The 16,039-nt window shown below is 72.7% G+C and carries 10 protein-coding genes; 5 read left to right on the top strand and 5 right to left on the bottom strand.

Going from position 1 to position 16,039, the window contains the following annotated elements; translation table 11 throughout:
* Positions 1-74: 74 nt before the first annotated feature.
* From HS041_RS09420 to HS041_RS09435, 4 genes are all read right to left on the bottom strand, one after another.
* The gene (locus tag HS041_RS09420; RefSeq protein WP_196440087.1) at positions 75-1,607 is read right to left on the bottom strand and encodes an Ada metal-binding domain-containing protein; all 1,533 of its coding nucleotides are present in this window, start codon (positions 1,605-1,607) and stop codon (positions 75-77) included.
* A 130-nt stretch (positions 1,608-1,737) separates the two neighbouring features.
* Positions 1,738-2,679 carry an NYN domain-containing protein gene (locus HS041_RS09425; protein WP_196440088.1) on the bottom strand — a complete coding sequence of 314 codons (942 nt, stop codon included), beginning with the start codon at positions 2,677-2,679 and terminating at the stop codon, positions 1,738-1,740.
* 101 nt (positions 2,680-2,780) lie between these two features.
* A complete protein-coding gene (locus tag HS041_RS09430; RefSeq protein WP_196440089.1) occupies positions 2,781-3,038 on the bottom strand; it encodes an acyl-CoA carboxylase subunit epsilon in 258 nt (85 codons plus the stop codon).
* A 20-nt stretch (positions 3,039-3,058) separates the two neighbouring features.
* On the bottom strand, positions 3,059-4,651 hold the full coding sequence (locus tag HS041_RS09435; protein WP_196440090.1) for an acyl-CoA carboxylase subunit beta: 1,593 nt from the start codon (positions 4,649-4,651) through the stop codon (positions 3,059-3,061).
* A 299-nt stretch (positions 4,652-4,950) separates the two neighbouring features.
* On the opposite strand from HS041_RS09435, the gene HS041_RS09440 reads away from it, so the two are divergent.
* The 4 genes from HS041_RS09440 to HS041_RS09455 all read left to right on the top strand — a co-directional run bounded on the left by HS041_RS09440 (position 4,951) and on the right by HS041_RS09455 (position 11,846).
* A complete protein-coding gene (locus HS041_RS09440; RefSeq protein WP_196440850.1) occupies positions 4,951-5,730 on the top strand; it encodes an ABC transporter ATP-binding protein in 780 nt (259 codons plus the stop codon).
* Positions 5,706-7,370, top strand: a complete 1,665-nt coding sequence (locus HS041_RS09445) for a hypothetical protein (RefSeq protein WP_230878497.1) — start codon at positions 5,706-5,708, stop codon at positions 7,368-7,370. Before HS041_RS09440 ends, HS041_RS09445 begins: the two co-directional genes overlap by 25 nt.
* A 127-nt stretch (positions 7,371-7,497) precedes the next feature.
* Positions 7,498-10,086 (top strand): phosphoenolpyruvate carboxylase, encoded by a 2,589-nt coding sequence (locus HS041_RS09450; protein WP_374058832.1) that lies wholly within the window; start codon positions 7,498-7,500, stop codon positions 10,084-10,086.
* Between the two features lie 227 nt (positions 10,087-10,313).
* Positions 10,314-11,846: a glycosyl hydrolase family 18 protein gene (locus HS041_RS09455; RefSeq protein ID WP_196440092.1), complete on the top strand. Its 1,533-nt coding sequence runs from the start codon at positions 10,314-10,316 to the stop codon at positions 11,844-11,846.
* Between the two features lie 85 nt (positions 11,847-11,931).
* Here HS041_RS09455 and HS041_RS09460 read toward each other — a convergent pair whose 3' ends face one another.
* On the bottom strand, positions 11,932-13,086 hold the full coding sequence (locus tag HS041_RS09460; RefSeq protein WP_196440093.1) for an epoxide hydrolase family protein: 1,155 nt from the start codon (positions 13,084-13,086) through the stop codon (positions 11,932-11,934).
* 216 nt (positions 13,087-13,302) lie between these two features.
* Here HS041_RS09460 and HS041_RS39735 point away from each other — a divergent pair, with 216 nt between their 5' ends.
* Positions 13,303-16,029, top strand: coding sequence for a helix-turn-helix transcriptional regulator (locus HS041_RS39735; protein WP_196440094.1), 2,727 nt, complete (start codon positions 13,303-13,305; stop codon positions 16,027-16,029).
* Positions 16,030-16,039: the final 10 nt, after the last annotated feature.

Raw genomic sequence — 16,039 nt, forward strand, 5'->3', positions numbered from 1 at the left:
GGCCCGCCGGGAACGGGAGTGCCGGGCCGCGCGGGGTGTTCCGGGCTCCGTGGGGGAACGCCGGCCGGCGGAGTTCACTGCGAGTTCCAGAGGTGGAGGGCGGCGTAGGCCCGCCAGGGGCGCCACCGCTCGGTGTGGTCGCCGGGGATGCCGAGGCACGCCATGGCCCGCCGGAGCACGAGGTCGCCCTCCGGCCAGGCGTCCGGGTCCCGCAGGGCCCGCAGCGCGACGTAGCCGGCCGTCCACGGACCGATCCCCGGCACCTCCAGCAGCCGGGCCACGGTCTCGGCGGGCTCCTGCGCCCCGTCCAGGTCGATCTCGCCGTCCGCGACCCGTCCGGCGAGCGCCTTCAGCGTGGCGACCCGCCGCCCGGTCAGCCCGAGCCCGTCCAGGTCGGCCTCCAGCAGCTGCCCCGCGGCGGGGAACAGCCGGGCGACCTCCCCCTCCGGCGCGGGATCGGCGGGAGGAGACGCCGTGGCGGTGGGCACGGCGGTGGGCACGGCGGGGCGGCCGGCTCGGGCGGTGATGCGGCCCAGCAGGGTGCGGGCTCCGGCGACGGAGATCTGCTGGCCGACCACGGCTCGGACGGCCAGCTCGAAGCCGTCCCACGCACCGGGCACCCGCAGGCCCGGGCGGGCCTCGACGAGCGGGCCCAGCGCGGTCGCGCCGAGGGCCGAAGAGATCGCCTCCGGGTCGGCGTCGAGGTCGAGCAGGCGGCGGCAGCGCGCGACGACGCGGGCCAGGTGGCGGGTGTCGTCCAGGCGCGCGTCCAGGCGGACATGCCCGGGAAGGGGCGTCAGGGTGATCACGCCGCCGGGCACGGCGCGGGTGTAGCTCCAGCCGCCTTCCACGTCCGGGACGGTGTTCTCGCGGCCGTCACCCCGGCTGCCGCCCCCTCCGGCAGGGGTGCCGTCCGGACCGTCGACGCGTTCCAGGCCCGGGATCGCCCGGCCGCGCAGGAAGCGCATCAACGTCCCGGCGTCGTACGGCTCCCGCCGGTGCAGCCGGAGCGTCAGCGCGCTGCCGGTGACGGCCCGGCCCGCCGTGGCCCGAAGCTCGCCGGGCGTGAAGCCGTACGTCTCCTTCATGGTCGCGTTGAACTGCCGCACGCTCCCGAACCCGGAGGCGAAGGCCACGTCCGTGATCGGCAGGCCGGTCTCGGTCAGCAGTTGCTTGGCCAGCAGCAGGCGCTTGGTCCTGGCGACCGCGAGCGGTCCCGCGCCGAGCTCGGCGGTGAACAGCCGGTGCAGATGCCGCTCGGTGATGTGCAGCCGCCCGGCCAGCCCGGTGATCCCGGCGTCGTCGGCCACGCCCTCCTCGATCAGCCGCAGTGCCCGGCCGACCAGGTCGCCTCGGTGGTCCCAGCCGGGGTCCCCGGGGCTGAGCTCGGGGCGGCAGCGCTTGCACGGCCGGAATCCGGCGGCCTCGGCGGAGGCGGCGTGGCGGTAGAAGCGCACGTTGCGCGAGGCGGGCGTGCGCGCCGGGCAGATCGGCCGGCAGTAGATGCGGGTGGAGGTGACCGCCGTGTAGAACCGCCCGTCGAACCGGGCGTCCCGCGCGGCCACCGCGCGGTAACAGGAGTCGAAGTCGAGCTTTCCGGCGAACATGTGAACAACGCTATCCGCAGCGCAGAAGGCATGGCTGGCGGAAATCGGACCCGACCGTCACGGGCCTGGGCGGGACTCGCGGCCGGGACCTCCGGCACGGCCGCGGAGGAGGCTCCGGGCGCCGTGGAGGTCACTTGGAGGAGATGCCGACCCCCAGGTCGAACTCGCGGTAGACCCGGGCCCAGAAGCCGTCCCGGAGCCAGACGCGGGCCTCGGGGAACGGGCGCAGGGAGTGGCCGAGCTCCTTCTCCGCCTCGATCAGGAGCTCGGTGTCGATCACCGTGGGCAGGATCGGGCCCGGGAGCAGGTCGCGGATGTTGTCGCGGCCCCGGGTGAGGATCCACTTCTGGGCGACGTGCTCGCCGACCTCCTCGACGCGGGGGCGGTTCGGGCCGAGTTTGGTGACCTGGCCCGCCGGCATCTTGGGCTTGATCGCCGCGGGGGTCCGGCCGGCGAAGACCTGGGCGGGGGAGGGGGCGGCCGGGGGGACCGGGACGGGCTGCGGGGCGCGGCTGAAGAAGTCGCGCAGGAAGTCGGCGCTGAGGATCTCGACGGTGTCGGACTCCCAGACGAGGCGCTCGGCCTGGTTGGTGCCGTACGGCGGCTCGACGCCCCACAGATGGATCCGCACGCCGTAGGCCTGGGCGGCCTCGACCGCCGGGACCATGTCCTCGTCCCCGGCCAGCAGGATCGTGTCGCTCACCGCGTGGTGCCTGGCCAGGGCCTCCAGGTCGCTCCGGATCTGCGCGTCCACGCCCTTCTGCTGGCCGCGCGCGTTGAGGTTGCCCAGGCGGACCTTGACCCAGGGAAGCTGGGCGATGACACGCTGGTCCACGGTCGGCACGCGGTCGCGGGCGGCGTCGTACCAGTAGATGCGGAGCAGCTCGCCGTGGATGCGCGTCTCCGCGTGCTTCTGCAACGCCTGGATCAGCTCGTCGGCGGCGACGCGGTATTCCTTGCGCTCCTTGGCGCCGAGGAGCACCTCGCCCGCCGCGGCATAGAGATATCCCACGTCGACCAGGACGGCGTATTTCGCGGCGACGGGGTGAGCGGTGAGGTCAAGGATGGCCATGTCGTCCTCCAGGCCTCGTGACTAGCTGATCGGCTGACTATATGCGCCCATTTCTTAGATGGTCCCAACTCTCGCGCAACTTGACACCATGTTCTTAGGATCTATCTTGGCAGCCCGCTCGACCGCCACGCCCCTTGTCCAGTTGGAAGCGACTTTCGCATGCGGTGTGAAGGGTTATGCCAATTGGCCTGCTTACGTACGGCTTCCGCCTGCGGAGTCGCACGCGAGGCGAGGGCGACCACCAACGCGGCGATCTCCTCCGGGGTGGCGTCCCCTCGGACGATCCTCAAATGACTCACGCGGCCTCCTTCGTCGGCTCCGCTCGCCGGTGAGCGGCGTTCGCCGGTTCGCTCACTCATGCGGCCTCCTTTCCGGACCGTTACAGCGGAATGTTGCCGTGCTTCTTGGGGGGCAGCGTGGCGCGCTTGTTGCGCAGCGCGCGCAGGGCCCTGACGATCTGGACGCGGGTCTCGGACGGTCGGATCACCGCGTCCACATACCCGCGCTCGGCCGCGAGATACGGGTTGGCGAGGGTGTCTTCGTAGGCGGTGACGAGCCGGGCCCGCTCGGCGTCCGGGTCGTCGGCCGCCGCCAGCTCGCGGCGGTAGAGGATGTTGACCGCGCCCTGGGCGCCCATCACGGCGATCTGGGCGGTCGGCCAGGCGAGGTTGACGTCGGCGCCGAGGTGCTTGGAGCCCATGACGTCGTAGGCGCCGCCGTACGCCTTGCGGGTGATCACCGTGACCAGCGGCACGGTCGCCTCCGCGTAGGCGTACAGCAGCTTGGCCCCCCGGCGGATGATCCCGTTCCACTCCTGGTCCGTGCCGGGGAGGAAGCCCGGGACGTCCACGAACGTCAGGACGGGGATGTTGAAGGCGTCGCAGGTGCGGACGAACCGTGCGGCCTTCTCCGAGGCCGCGATGTCCAGCGTGCCGGCGAAGCTCATCGGCTGGTTGGCCACCACTCCCACCGGGCGCCCCTCGACCCGGCCGAAGCCCACCAGGATGTTCGGCGCGAACTGCGCGTGCAACTCCAGGAACTCGCCGTCGTCCAGGACGCGCGCGATCACCTCGTGCATGTCGTACGGCTGGTTGGCCGAGTCGGGGATCAGCGCGTCGAGCTCGACGTCCTCCTCGGTGGCCTCCAGGACCGGGTCGGCCTCGAAGGCCGGGGGCTCGTCCATGTTGTTGGACGGCAGGTAGGACAGCAGCGCCCGGGCGAACTCCAGGCAGTCGGCCTCGTCGCTCGCCTCGTAGTGGGCCACGCCCGACCTGGAGTTGTGCGTGTGGGCGCCGCCGAGCTCCTCGAACGTCACCTCCTCGCCGGTGACCGTCTTGATGACGTCCGGGCCGGTGATGAACATGTGCGACTTCTCGGAGACCATGAGGACGAAGTCGGTGAGGGCGGGGGAGTAGACCGCGCCGCCCGCGCAGGGGCCCATGATCAGGGAGATCTGCGGGATCACCCCGGAGGCGTGCACGTTCCGCTTGAAGATCTCGGCGTAGAGGCCGAGGGAGACGACTCCCTCCTGGATGCGCGCCCCGCCGGAGTCGTTGATGCCGACCACCGGGCAGCCGGTCTTGAGCGCGTGGTCCATGACCTTGACGATCTTCTCGCCGAAGACCTCGCCCAGCGACCCGCCGAAGACCGTGAAGTCCTGCGCGAACACCGCCACAGGGCGGCCGTCCACGGTGCCGTGCCCCGTCACCACGCCGTCGCCGTACGGACGCTCGTTCTCCATGCCGAAGCTGGTGGACCGGTGCCTGGCCAGCGTGTCGAACTCCACGAAGCTGCCGGGATCGAGAAAGGCGAGGACGCGCTCGCGGGCGGTCATCTTCCCCTTGGCGTGCTGCCGCTCCACCGCCCGGGCGGATCCGGCGTGGGCGGCCTCGTCCAGACGGCGCTCCAGATCGGCGAGTTTGCCCGCCGTCGTGTGAATGTCGATCCCCGCGGACACCGGCTCAGCACTCATCTGTCGCTCACCACTCCTCATTCGCTGCACGGGCCGCTCGTGCCTCGCGGACCGCTCCGCTCACTGCGTCGGGTTCGCTTCCGCTCATCGGTCGCTCACCACTCCTCATTCGCTGCACGGGCCGCTCGTGCCTCGCGGACCGCTCCGCTCCCCATGCGCGCAGGCCTCATCGGCTCGCTCATGTCCAGCAGGGTAACCGTCTTCTGACATGCCGAACTATCGGGGGCGGCCGTTCGTTGCGATGGAGAGACTTAAGATCACTAAAACGGAAATATGACAAAGTAGGTGCCATGACGGACATGGTGGACACTGCGGATGCCGTACGGACGCAGGGCCTGTTCAAGAGATTCGGGCAGCAGGTGGCCGTCGGCGGTGTCGACCTCGTGGTCCCCCGGGGCAGTTTCGCGGGCCTGGTCGGTCCCAACGGCGCGGGCAAGACCACCACGCTGAGCATGGTCACCGGCCTGCTCCGCCCGGACGCCGGGCTCATCCACATCGACGGCGCCGACGTCTGGCGCGACCCGGTCACGGTCAAGGGCCGCATCGGTGTCCTGCCCGAGGGCCTGCGCCTGTTCGAGCGTCTGTCCGGCCGGGAGCTGCTCTCCTACAACGGCCAGCTCCGCGGCATCCCCAAGGCCGAGGTGGAGCGGCGCGCCGAGGAACTGCTGCGGGTCATGGACCTGGCGGACTCGGCCGACAAGCTCGTCGTCGACTACTCCACCGGCATGCGCAAGAAGATCGGCCTGGCCGCCGCGCTGCTGCACAACCCCAAGGTGCTCTTCCTGGACGAGCCGTTCGAGGGCGTCGACCCGGTCAGCGCCAACACGCTGGTCGAGGTGCTCCGGCGCTACACCGCCTCCGGGGCGACCGTCGTCTTCTCCAGCCACGTCATGGACCTCGTGGAGCGCCTGTGCGACTGGGTCTCGGTGATGAGCCGCGGCCAGATCGTCGCGCAGGGCCCGCTGGAGGCGGTGCGCGGCGGCCGGAGCCTCAACGAGGCCTTCCTCGGCCTGGTCGGCGCGAGTGCGAACGGCAACGGGGAGGAGGGGCTGTCATGGCTGGGGGCGACGCCGGCATGAGCGCGGACGGGACCGCGGCGAGCCCCGGCGGGCCGCCGCCGGGCACGGGCAACGGGGGAGCGGGGAGCGTGCGGGTCGGTCCCCTGCTCTTCGCCCGTCTCAAGCTCCGGCTGATCGCCGGCAACCTGCGCGGTGACGGCACCCGCCTGGTCGGATTCGTCTTCACCGTGCTCGCCGCGCTGGTCGTCGCCTCCTTCGGCTTCTTCGTGATGGCGATGCTGCGCATGGCGCCCGCCGGGGTCGCGGCCGACGTCGGGACCGTGCTGTTCACCGCCCTCCTGGTCGGCTGGACGGTCGTCCCGCTGCTCGCCTTCGGCCTGGACGACACCCTCGACCCGTCCCGGCTCGCGCTGCTGCCGCTGCGGACCCGCCAGCTCGCGGCCGGCATGTTCGCCTCCGCGGTGACCGGCGTCTGGCCGCTGACCACGCTGGTCGTCACCTCCGGCGCGATCGTGGGCCTGGCGAAGGGGGCCGGCGGCGTGCTCGTCGGCGTCGTCGCCGTGCTGCTGCAGTTCGCCCTCTGCATCGTCGTCTCCCGGCTGGTCACCACCTCGCTCTCCGGGATGCTGCGCAGCCGCCGCGGCCGGGACGTGCTCGCGATCTCGGTGATCTTCGTCATCCTGGGGGCCCAGCTCCCCAACCTGCTGCTCAACCGGGGCCTGGCCGGCGATCCGCTGGCACTGCTGGACAACGTCGCCTCGGCGCTGCGCTGGACCCCGCCGGGCATGGCCGCGCACGCCATCGCCGACGGAGGTCCGGCGGCCCTGGCCGAGCTCGCCTTCCTCGCCGTCCTGGTGGCCGGGCTCGGGTGGCTGTGGATCATGGCGCTGCGCAGGGCCCTGGTCACCACGGACGCCTCCACCGAGGCCGCCTCGGTGCGCAACTCCCGGGGGCTGCTGGCCCGCGTCCTGCCCGACGGGCAGCTCGCCGCGGTCGCCACCAAGGAGCTCAAGTACGCCCGCCGCGATCCCCGCGGCCGGGTCGGCTGGTTCGCCGCCCTCGCGGTCACCGGCATCATGGCCTTCTCCCTCAACGGACAGGAGGGAACCTCGCCCGGCCCGGCACTCGCGATCGGCCCCGCCTGCCTCGGCGCTCTGATGATCGGTCTGCAGTCGTGCAACTCCTTCGGCATCGACGGCCGCTCGGTGTGGATGAACTCCGTGGCGTACGGCACCGCCCGCGACTGGCGGACCGACCTCGCCGGGCGGCACCTGGCCGTGGCGACGATCGCGGTCCCGGCGCTCGCCGTGCTGTCGGTGGTCGCGGGCATGCTCGCCGGGAACGCCGGCTGGGCGCTGCCCGCCATGCTCACCGCCTGGGGCGTGCTGGGCGTGGGTCTGGGCGTGGGCGCGCTGACGAGCGTGCTCCTGCCGTACACCGTCCCCGAGCGGCTCAACGCCTTCACCGGCGCGGCCCCGGGTCAGGGCGGCGTGGCCTTCCTGGCGTCGTTCGGCGCGATGATCGGCACCAGCCTGCTCTCGCTGCCCGTCGTGCTGCCCATGCTGCTCGGCCTCCCCTGGGTCGTCGCGCTCGCCGTGCCGTACGGGGCCCTGATCGCCTGGGGCGGGCGGAGGATCGCCGGGAACCTCGGGTTCGCCCGGTATCCGGAGATCCTCGGGGCGATCTCCAGGGCTGCCTGAGCTGCTCACGATTGGTCTAGTCCAATAGGTGAGACCGGCCTCCGCAGCCGAAATGGCTCTCGATACCCTGGCAGACATGTCCGCCAGCGCGCCCCATCAGGCAGAACGTTCTTCCGCCGTAACCGAGATGCCCGACGAGCTCCGCGCGGACGTGCGGCTGCTCGGCGGGCTCCTGGGCCAGGTCATCGCCGAGCACGGCGGGGACGACCTGCTCGCCGATGTCGAACGCCTCCGCAAGGCCGTGATCGCGGCCCGCCGCCGGGAGATCTCGGTCGACGAGATCACCGCGATGGTCGCCGAGTGGCCGATCAGCCGGGCGGTCAAGATCGCCCGGGCCTTCACCTGCTACTTCCATCTGGCCAACCTCGCAGAGGAGCACTTCCGCATCCGCACGCTCCGGGTCCGCGACACCGGCGAGGAGCCGCTGCCCGAGTCGCTGGCCCAGGCCGTGCAGGAGCTCGGCGGCGAGCGCGTCTCCGAGCTCGTGGACGGGCTGAGGCTGCACCCGGTGCTGACCGCGCACCCCACCGAGGCCCGCAGACGCGCGGTGGTCACCGCGATCCAGCGGGTCAGCCGTCAGCTCGCCGCCTACAACAGCCCCGAGCGGGGCGCGGCCGAGCGCGCCGAGACCCGGCGGCGGCTGCTGGAGGAGATCGACCTGCTCTGGCGGACCGCCCAGCTCCGGCACACCAAGCTCGACCCGCTGGACGAGGTCCGCACCGCGATGGCGGCCTTCGACGAGACGCTGTTCCGGATGGTCCCGCAGGTCTACCGCGCGCTGGACGCCGCGCTCGGCGAGGGCACGGGGACCCGCGAGCCGCTGGCCCGCCCGTTCATCCGCTACGGAAGCTGGATCGGGGGCGACCGCGACGGCAACCCCAACGTCACCGCCAAGGTGACCCGCGACGCGCTGCTCATCCAGGCCGAGCACGTGCTGATCGCCCTGGAGAACGCCACCCTGCGCATCGGCCGCAGCCTCACCGTGACGGCCGAGTACACCCCGGCCTCGCCTGAGCTGCGCGGCGCGCTGGCCACCGCCGAGAACGACCACCCCGAGCTGGTCTCGGAGATGGCCACCCGCTCCCCGCGGGAGCCGCACCGGCAGTGGCTGCTGTACGTCGCGGCCCGGATCGCCGCCACCCGGCAGCGCGGCCTCGACCTGGCCTACCGCTCGCCGGAGGAGTTCCTGACGGACCTGCGCGTCGTCCAGTCCTCACTGGCGGCCGCGGGGGCGCGGCGGCAGGCCTACGGCGAGCTGCAGCACCTGATCTGGCAGGCCGAGACCTTCGGCTTCCACCTGGCGGAGCTGGAGGTGCGCCAGCACTCCCAGGTGCACGCCGCCGCGCTGGCCGAGATCGCCGAGGGCGAGACCTCCGAGCGCACGGACGAGGTGCTGGCCACCATCCGCACGATCGGCTGGATCCAGGAACGGTTCGGCGTGACCGCCTGCTCCCGCTACGTCGTCTCCTTCACCCGCTCCGCCGACGACATCGCCGCCGTCTACGAGCTGGCCCGGCACGCCCTGGGCGAGCGGGCGCCCACGCTCGACGTGGTCCCGCTGTTCGAGTCCGGCGCCGACCTGGCGGCCGCGCCCGCCGTGCTCTCCGGGATGCTCCGGATCCCCGCGATCCAGGCCCGGCTCGCGGTGAACGGCCGCCGCCTGGAGGTCATGCTCGGCTACTCCGACTCCGCCAAGGAGCTCGGCCCGGCCGCCGCCACCCTGAAGCTGTACGAGGCGCAGGAGGCGCTGGCCGCCTGGGCCGCCGAGCACGACGTGCAGCTGACCCTCTTCCACGGCCGGGGAGGCGCCCTGGGCCGCGGCGGCGGGCCGGCCAACCGGGCGGTGCTCGCCCAGGCCCCCGGCTCGGTCGGCGGCCGGTTCAAGGTCACCGAGCAGGGCGAGGTCATCTTCGCCCGCTACGGTCACGAGGCCATCGCCCGCCGCCATCTGGAGCAGGTCACCTCCGCGGTGCTGCTCGCCTCCACCCCGACCGTCGAGGCCCGTACGGCCGAGGCCGCCGGGCGCTTCCGCACGGTGGCCCAGCAGGTCGCCTCAGCCTCGGAGAAGGCCTACCGCTCGCTGACCGAGGCACCCGGCTTCCCCGAGTGGTTCTCACTGGTCAGCCCGCTGGAGGAGATCGGCTCGCTGCGCCTGGGCTCGCGTCCGGCCCGACGCGGCCTGGGCGCGCCCCGCTCCCTGGACGACCTGCGGGCCATCCCATGGGTGTTCGCCTGGGCGCAGACCCGGGTCAACCTGCCCGGCTGGTACGGCCTGGGCAGCGGCCTGCAGGCGGTCGTCTCCGAGAGCGGGCTGGACGGGCTGCGCGCCGCCTACCGCGAGTGGCCGCTGTTCGCCTCCCTGCTGGACAACGTGGAGATGTCCCTGGCCAAGACCGACCGCGACATCGCCTCCCGCTATCTGGCGCTCGGCGGCCGGGACGACTTCATGGAGCAGGTCCTCGCCGAGTACGACCTGACCCGCCGCCTGGTGCTGGAGGTCACCGGCCACACCCGGCTGCTGGAGAACCGCCGGGTGCTGTCGCGCGCGGTCCAGCTGCGCGACCCGTACGTGGACGCGCTCTCCCACCTCCAGCTCCGCGCCCTGTCCAGTCTCCGCGCGGAGGAGCCCCTGCCCGAGGAGGAGCGCGAGCGCCTGTCCACGCTGCTGCTGCTGTCGGTCAACGGTGTGGCCGCCGGCCTGCAGAACACCGGCTGACCCTGCGGGCGCCGTACGGTCTCCCGCCGGTGCGGGACCGTACGGCGGCCCGCGGTGGGGTCGGTCCGTCAGGCGCCGGGTTCGCGTCGCCCCTGGGGATGTGGCATGGACATCTGGCTGGCTTATCCCGATAATTCGGAGAATCTACGGATCGCGACTTCCGTCATCGCGGCTCCCCGTCAATTCCCGGCGACCTCTCGTGGCCGGGTGACAGAAGGGCTGCCCCCATGAAACGGATATCCCGCCCGCTGACCCTCGCCGTGTCCCTGCTGCTGGCGCTCGCGGGCATCCTCGTGGTGCAGACATCGGCCCACGCGGCCAATCTGCTCGAGAACCCCGGCTTCGAGAGCGGAACCCTCTCCCCCTGGTCCTGCACCGGTGGACTGGGATCGGTGACCGGCTCCCCGGTCCGCTCGGGCACGAAGGCGCTCGCCGGGGCGGCCGGGGGCTCCGACACCGCCCGGTGCGCCCAGACCGTGGCCGTCCGGCCGAGCACCGCCTACACCCTGACCGCCTGGGTCCGCGGCAACTACGTGTACCTCGGCGTGACCGGCGGCGGCTCCCGCTGGACCCCGTCGGCGGCGGCCTACACCCAGCTCACCGTCTCCTTCACCACCGCGGCGAACCAGACCACCGCCGAGGTCTACCTGCACGGCTGGTACGGCCAGGGCACCTACTACGCCGACGACGTCAGCCTCGACGGGCCCGGCGGCACCCCGACCGCCACGCCCACTCCCACGGTCTCGCCGACCCCCACGGTCTCGCCCACGCCCACCGTCTCGCCCACGCCCACGCCCACGGACAGCACCTGCGCGGTGAAGTCCCGGCCCACGGGCAAGGTCCTGCAGGGCTACTGGGAGAACTGGGACGGCGCGACCAACGGTGTGCACCCGCCGTTCGGCTGGACGCCGATCACCGACCCCCGCATCCGGCAGCACGGCTACAACGTCATCAACGCCGCCTTCCCGGTCATCCGCTCCGACGGCACCGTGCTGTGGGAGGACGGCATGGACTCCACCGTGAAGGTCGCCACCCCGGCCGAGATGTGCCAGGCCAAGGCCGCCGGCGCCACGATCCTGATGTCCATCGGCGGAGCGACGGCCGGCATCGACCTCAGCTCCAGCGCCGTCGCCGACCGCTTCGTCGCGACCGTCGTGCCGATCCTGAAGAGGTACAACTTCGACGGCATCGACATCGACATCGAGACCGGCCTCACCGGCAGCGGCAACATCAACCAGCTCTCCCCGTCGCAGGCCAACCTCATCCGGATCATCGACGGCGTGCTCGCCCAGATGCCGTCCAACTTCGGCCTGACCATGGCCCCCGAGACGGCCTACGTCACCGGCGGCAGCGTGACGTACGGCTCGATCTGGGGCGCCTACCTGCCGATCATCAAGAAGTACGCCGACAACGGCCGCCTGTGGTGGCTGAACATGCAGTACTACAACGGGAGCATGTACGGCTGCTCCGGCGACTCCTACTCCGCCGGCACCGTCCAGGGCTTCACCGCCCAGACCACCTGCCTGAACAACGGCCTGGTCATCCAGGGCACCACGATCAGGGTCCCCTACGACAAGCAGGTCCCCGGCCTGCCCGCCCAGCCGGGCGCGGGCGGCGGCCACATGTCGCCCTCCCTGGTGGCCCAGAGCTGGAACGCCTTCAACGGCAACCTCAAGGGACTGATGACCTGGTCCATCAACTGGGACGGGTCGAAGAACTGGACGTTCGGCGACAACGTCAAGGCCCTGCAGGGCCGCTGACCCCTGCCCGGAGGCCGCTCCCGGACGGGCGGGAGCGGCCTTCTCGTACGGTCCGGGCCGCAGGCGCCCTGCGGCTCCGCGTCCGTCAGCGGAGCCCGCCGAAGAACCGGCGGAGGTCGCCGATGAGGAGGTCGGGGGCGTCGTGGGCGGCCCAGTGGCTGCCGCGCTCGAACTCATTCCAGGAGACGATGTTGGCGTGGTCGCGTTCGGCGAAGCGCCGTACCGGTTTGAAGTCGTAGGCGAAGGCGGCCAGGCCGGTCGGGGCGGCGGTCGGCTCGGCCGGGTGCTCGATGTGGTTGTCCTCGTAGTAGAGGCGGGCCGAGGAGGCGGAGGTGTTGGTCAGCCAGTAGATCGTGGCGTTGGTGAGGACCACGTCCGGATCGACCGCCTCCCCGAGGAGCTGGCCGATCCAGGCGAGCTGGCCGGCGGGCGAGTCGGCCAGGGCATGCGCCAGGTTCTGCGGCTTGGTCGCCTGGAGCTGGGCGAAGGCCGACATCTCCGCGTTGAACGCCTGGAGGAAGGCCAGCATCGCCATGTCCTCGGCCGACAGGCCCTCGAACTCGGCCGGATCCCCGGAGGGGAAGGAGAACAACTGGGTCACGTGCACGCCGATCACCTGCTCGGGGGCGACGCGACCGACCTCGGGTGAGATCAGCGCGCCGGCGTCGTTGCCGTGCGCGCCGTAGCGCTCGTAACCCAGGCGGCGCATGAGCTCGGCCCAGGCGCGGGCGACGCGGTGGCGGTTCCAGCCCCGCTCCCGGGTGGGCCCGGAGAAGCCGAAGCCCGGGATGGACGGGACGACCACGTGGAAGGCGTCGGCCGGGTCGCCGCCGTGGGCGCGGGGGTCGGTGAGGGGGCCGATCAGGTCCAGGTACTCGACGACGGTGTTGGGCCAGCCGTGGGTGAGGATCAGCGGTGTGGCGCCGGGCTCGGGGGAGCGGACGTGCAGGAAGTGCACGGTCTGCCCGTCGATCTCGGTCGTGAACTGCGGGTAGGAGTTGATCTTCGCTTCCCAGGCGCGCCAGTCGTAGCCGTCACGCCAGCGCTCGACGAGCCGCCTGACGTAGGAGAGCGGGACGCCGTACTCCCAGCCGGGCGGGACGGGACCGGTCTGCTCCTTCTCCTCGCCGGGGCCGGGCGGCAGCTCCTCGGCCCAGCGGGTGCGGGTCAGCCGCTCCTGCAGATCGTCGAGATCGGCCTGTGGGATGTCGATGCGGAAGGGGCGGATCTCGGTGCTCATCGGATTCTCCTCGGATCGTTCGGAGCGGATCGATCTGTTCCGATAATATCAGAACGGAATGCTTCATTCCAGTAATATCGCGCTCGATGCGGGTTCCCTCGACCACCGGCCTGGCGAGGTGGGTCCAACGCTAGACCGGGACCGTTGCCTGCCGAATCGGCAGTGCTTCGGTATTCAGGTCGGTCAATCTGGGGTGATTTAGGTAGGGTTATCCGCATGCTGCGGGGGCGTGCCGAAGAGCAGTCGGCAATCGATCGGCTGATCGCCGACTCCCGCACCGGCAAGAGCGCGGCTCTGGTCGTCCGGGGGGAGCCCGGCATCGGGAAGACCGCGCTGCTCGACTATGCGGCCGCGTCCGCGCGCGGCGTCCGGGTGGTGCGCGGCACGGGGGTCGAATCCGAGGCCGAGCTGCCGTTCGCCGGCCTGCACCTGCTTCTGCGCTCCGCGTTCGACCGCATGGACACCCTGCCCGACCGGCAGCGGGAGGCGCTGCGGGGTGCGTTCGGGCTGGCGCCCGCCGAGCCGGGTGACCGGTTCCTCGTCGGCCTGGCCGTGTTGTCCCTGTTGTCTGAGCTCGCCGGAGACGTCCCCCTGCTCTGCCTCGTCGACGACGCGCAGTGGCTGGACCGGGCCTCGGCGGAGGCGCTGCTGTTCGTGGCCCGGAGGATCGAGGGCGAGGGCATCGTCCTGCTGTTCGCCGCGCGTGACGGCGACCGGACCTTCCCCGCGCCGGGCATCGGGGAGATGCGGCTGCGCGGGCTGGACGGGCGGGCGGCCGATCAGCTCCTGGCGGAGTACGGCGGCGGCCTGGACGTCAGGACGAGGGAACGGATCCTCGCCGAGACCGAGGGCAACCCGCTGGCCCTCATCGAGCTGCCCGCCCTGCTCGCTGCCGAGCGGCCCGGCGGGAGCATCCGCCCGGGACCGGTCCCCCTGACGAGCCGGGTCCAGGAGGCGTTCCACCGGCAGGTCGCCACCCTGCCCGAGGCCACCCAGACGCTCCTGCTGGTGGCCGCCGCCGAGGACAGCCGCGACCTGGACGTGATCCTGCGCGCGGGCGCCTCGTTCGGCCTGTCGGTGGCCGATCTGCAGCCGGCCGAGCGGGCCGGGCTGGTCGCGCTGCGCGACGGGAGCGTCGGCTTCCGCCATCCGCTCGTCAGCGCCGCGGTCTACCACGGCGCGCCGCTCAGCCTCCGGCTGGCCGCCCACGCCGCCCTCGCCGGGGTGCTGGACGGGCCGGAGCGGGCCGACCGGCGGGCCTGGCACCTGGCCAGCGCCACCACGGGCCCGGACGAGCGCGTGGCGGCCGAGCTGGAGCGGACCGCCGAGCGGGCGGGCGGGCGGAGCGGGCACGCCGCCGCCGCGGCCTACGAGCGCGCCGCCCAGCTCACCACGGACCCCGAGGCGATGACGCGCAGACTCGTGCTGGCCTCGGAGGCGGCGGTCGACGCGGGCGAGCACGACCGGGCCCGGGCACTCGCCGAACGGGCCGCTCGCCGCACCCCGGACCCGATGCTCCGAGCGCGGCTCGGCCAGGTGCGCGCCAGCGCGGAGTTCGCGCAGGGGAACCTGCGCGGCGCCCACGTCCTGCTCACCGAGGGAGCCGCGTCCATCGCCGGCGGCGTCCCCGGGCGGGCGTTCTGGATGCTGATGGAGGCGTGCCACGCCGCCTGGTTCCTCCCGCTCGACCGGGAGCTGATCGCCGCGAGCATCGACCAGCTCGGCATCCTGGAGCTGCCGCCGGACGATCCGCTCATGTCCCTGGTCTGGCTCCTGCGCTGGGACACCGCGATGGCGATCGGCCGGGGGACGGAAGGGTTCCCGGCCCTGCCGGAGGTGATCGCCGCAGCGCGCGACGCGGGCCGGGCGGGTGGGCCGCGCGGTCTGGTCTCGATCACCGGCTGCGCGCTGCTGGTCGGCCAGGACGCCGTGGCCTGCGAGCTGTCCGCCGGACTCGTCGCCGAGAGCCGCACCCAGGGCGCGATCGGCTGGCTGCCCTCCGGCCTGACCTACCTCGCCGAGGCCGAGCTGTTCCTCGGACGGCACCGCCAGGCGGTGGTCAGCGCGGCGGAGGCCCTGCGCATCGCCCGCGACACCGGGCAGCGCCAGTGGGCCAGCCACGCGGGAGGCGTCACGGCCTACCTCGCCGCGGTCGAGGGCGAGGAGGAACGCTGCCGCGCCGCCGCGGACGAGGTGCTCGCCGAGTCCGCCCGGTCCGGCGGGGTGGCCGTGTCCTGGGCGCACTGGGCGCTGGCCCTGCTCGACCTGGGCCGCGGCCGGGTGGAGGCGGCCCTCGCCCGGCTGGAATCGCTCTCCCAGGGGCCCAGCCGTCACCAGATCCCGGGCGTGCGCAGCGCGCCCGACCAGGTCGAGGCGGCGGTACGGCTCGGCAGGCAGACCGCCGCAGAGGCGGCGCTCGAACCGTTCGAAGAGTGGGCCCGCCGGATGAGGCAGCCGTGGATCGACGCGCTCGTGCACCGATGCCGGGCACTGACCGGTCCCGACGACGCCGCCGAGCGCGACTACGAGCGGGCGCTGCACCTGCACGAACGGGACAGCCGCGCCTTCGAGCACGCCCGCACCCGGCTGCTGTTCGGCGAATGGCTGCGGCGCGCGCGGCGCAGGACCGAGGCCCGCCCCCACCTCCGGGCGGCTCTGGAGGTCTTCGAGCGGGCCGGGGCGGTCCCGTGGGCCGAGCGGGCCCGGACCGAGCTCGGCGCCGCCGGCGCGCCGGCGCCGCGGGGCCGGGAGGCCGACGTCTTCGTCCGCCTCACGCCGCAGGAGCTGCAGATCGTCCGCTTGGCCGGGAACGGGTTGTCCAACCGCGACATCGCCGCCCAGCTCTTCCTCAGTCCCAAAACGGTCGCCTACCACCTCTACAAGGCGTATCCGAAGCTCGGCGTCGCCTCCAGGACGGAGCTCGCCGCCCTGGCCGGCGTCTGAACCGCCGGCG

The organism is Planomonospora sp. ID67723, assembly GCF_015711605.1.
Lineage (GTDB): Bacteria > Actinomycetota > Actinomycetes > Streptosporangiales > Streptosporangiaceae > Planomonospora_A.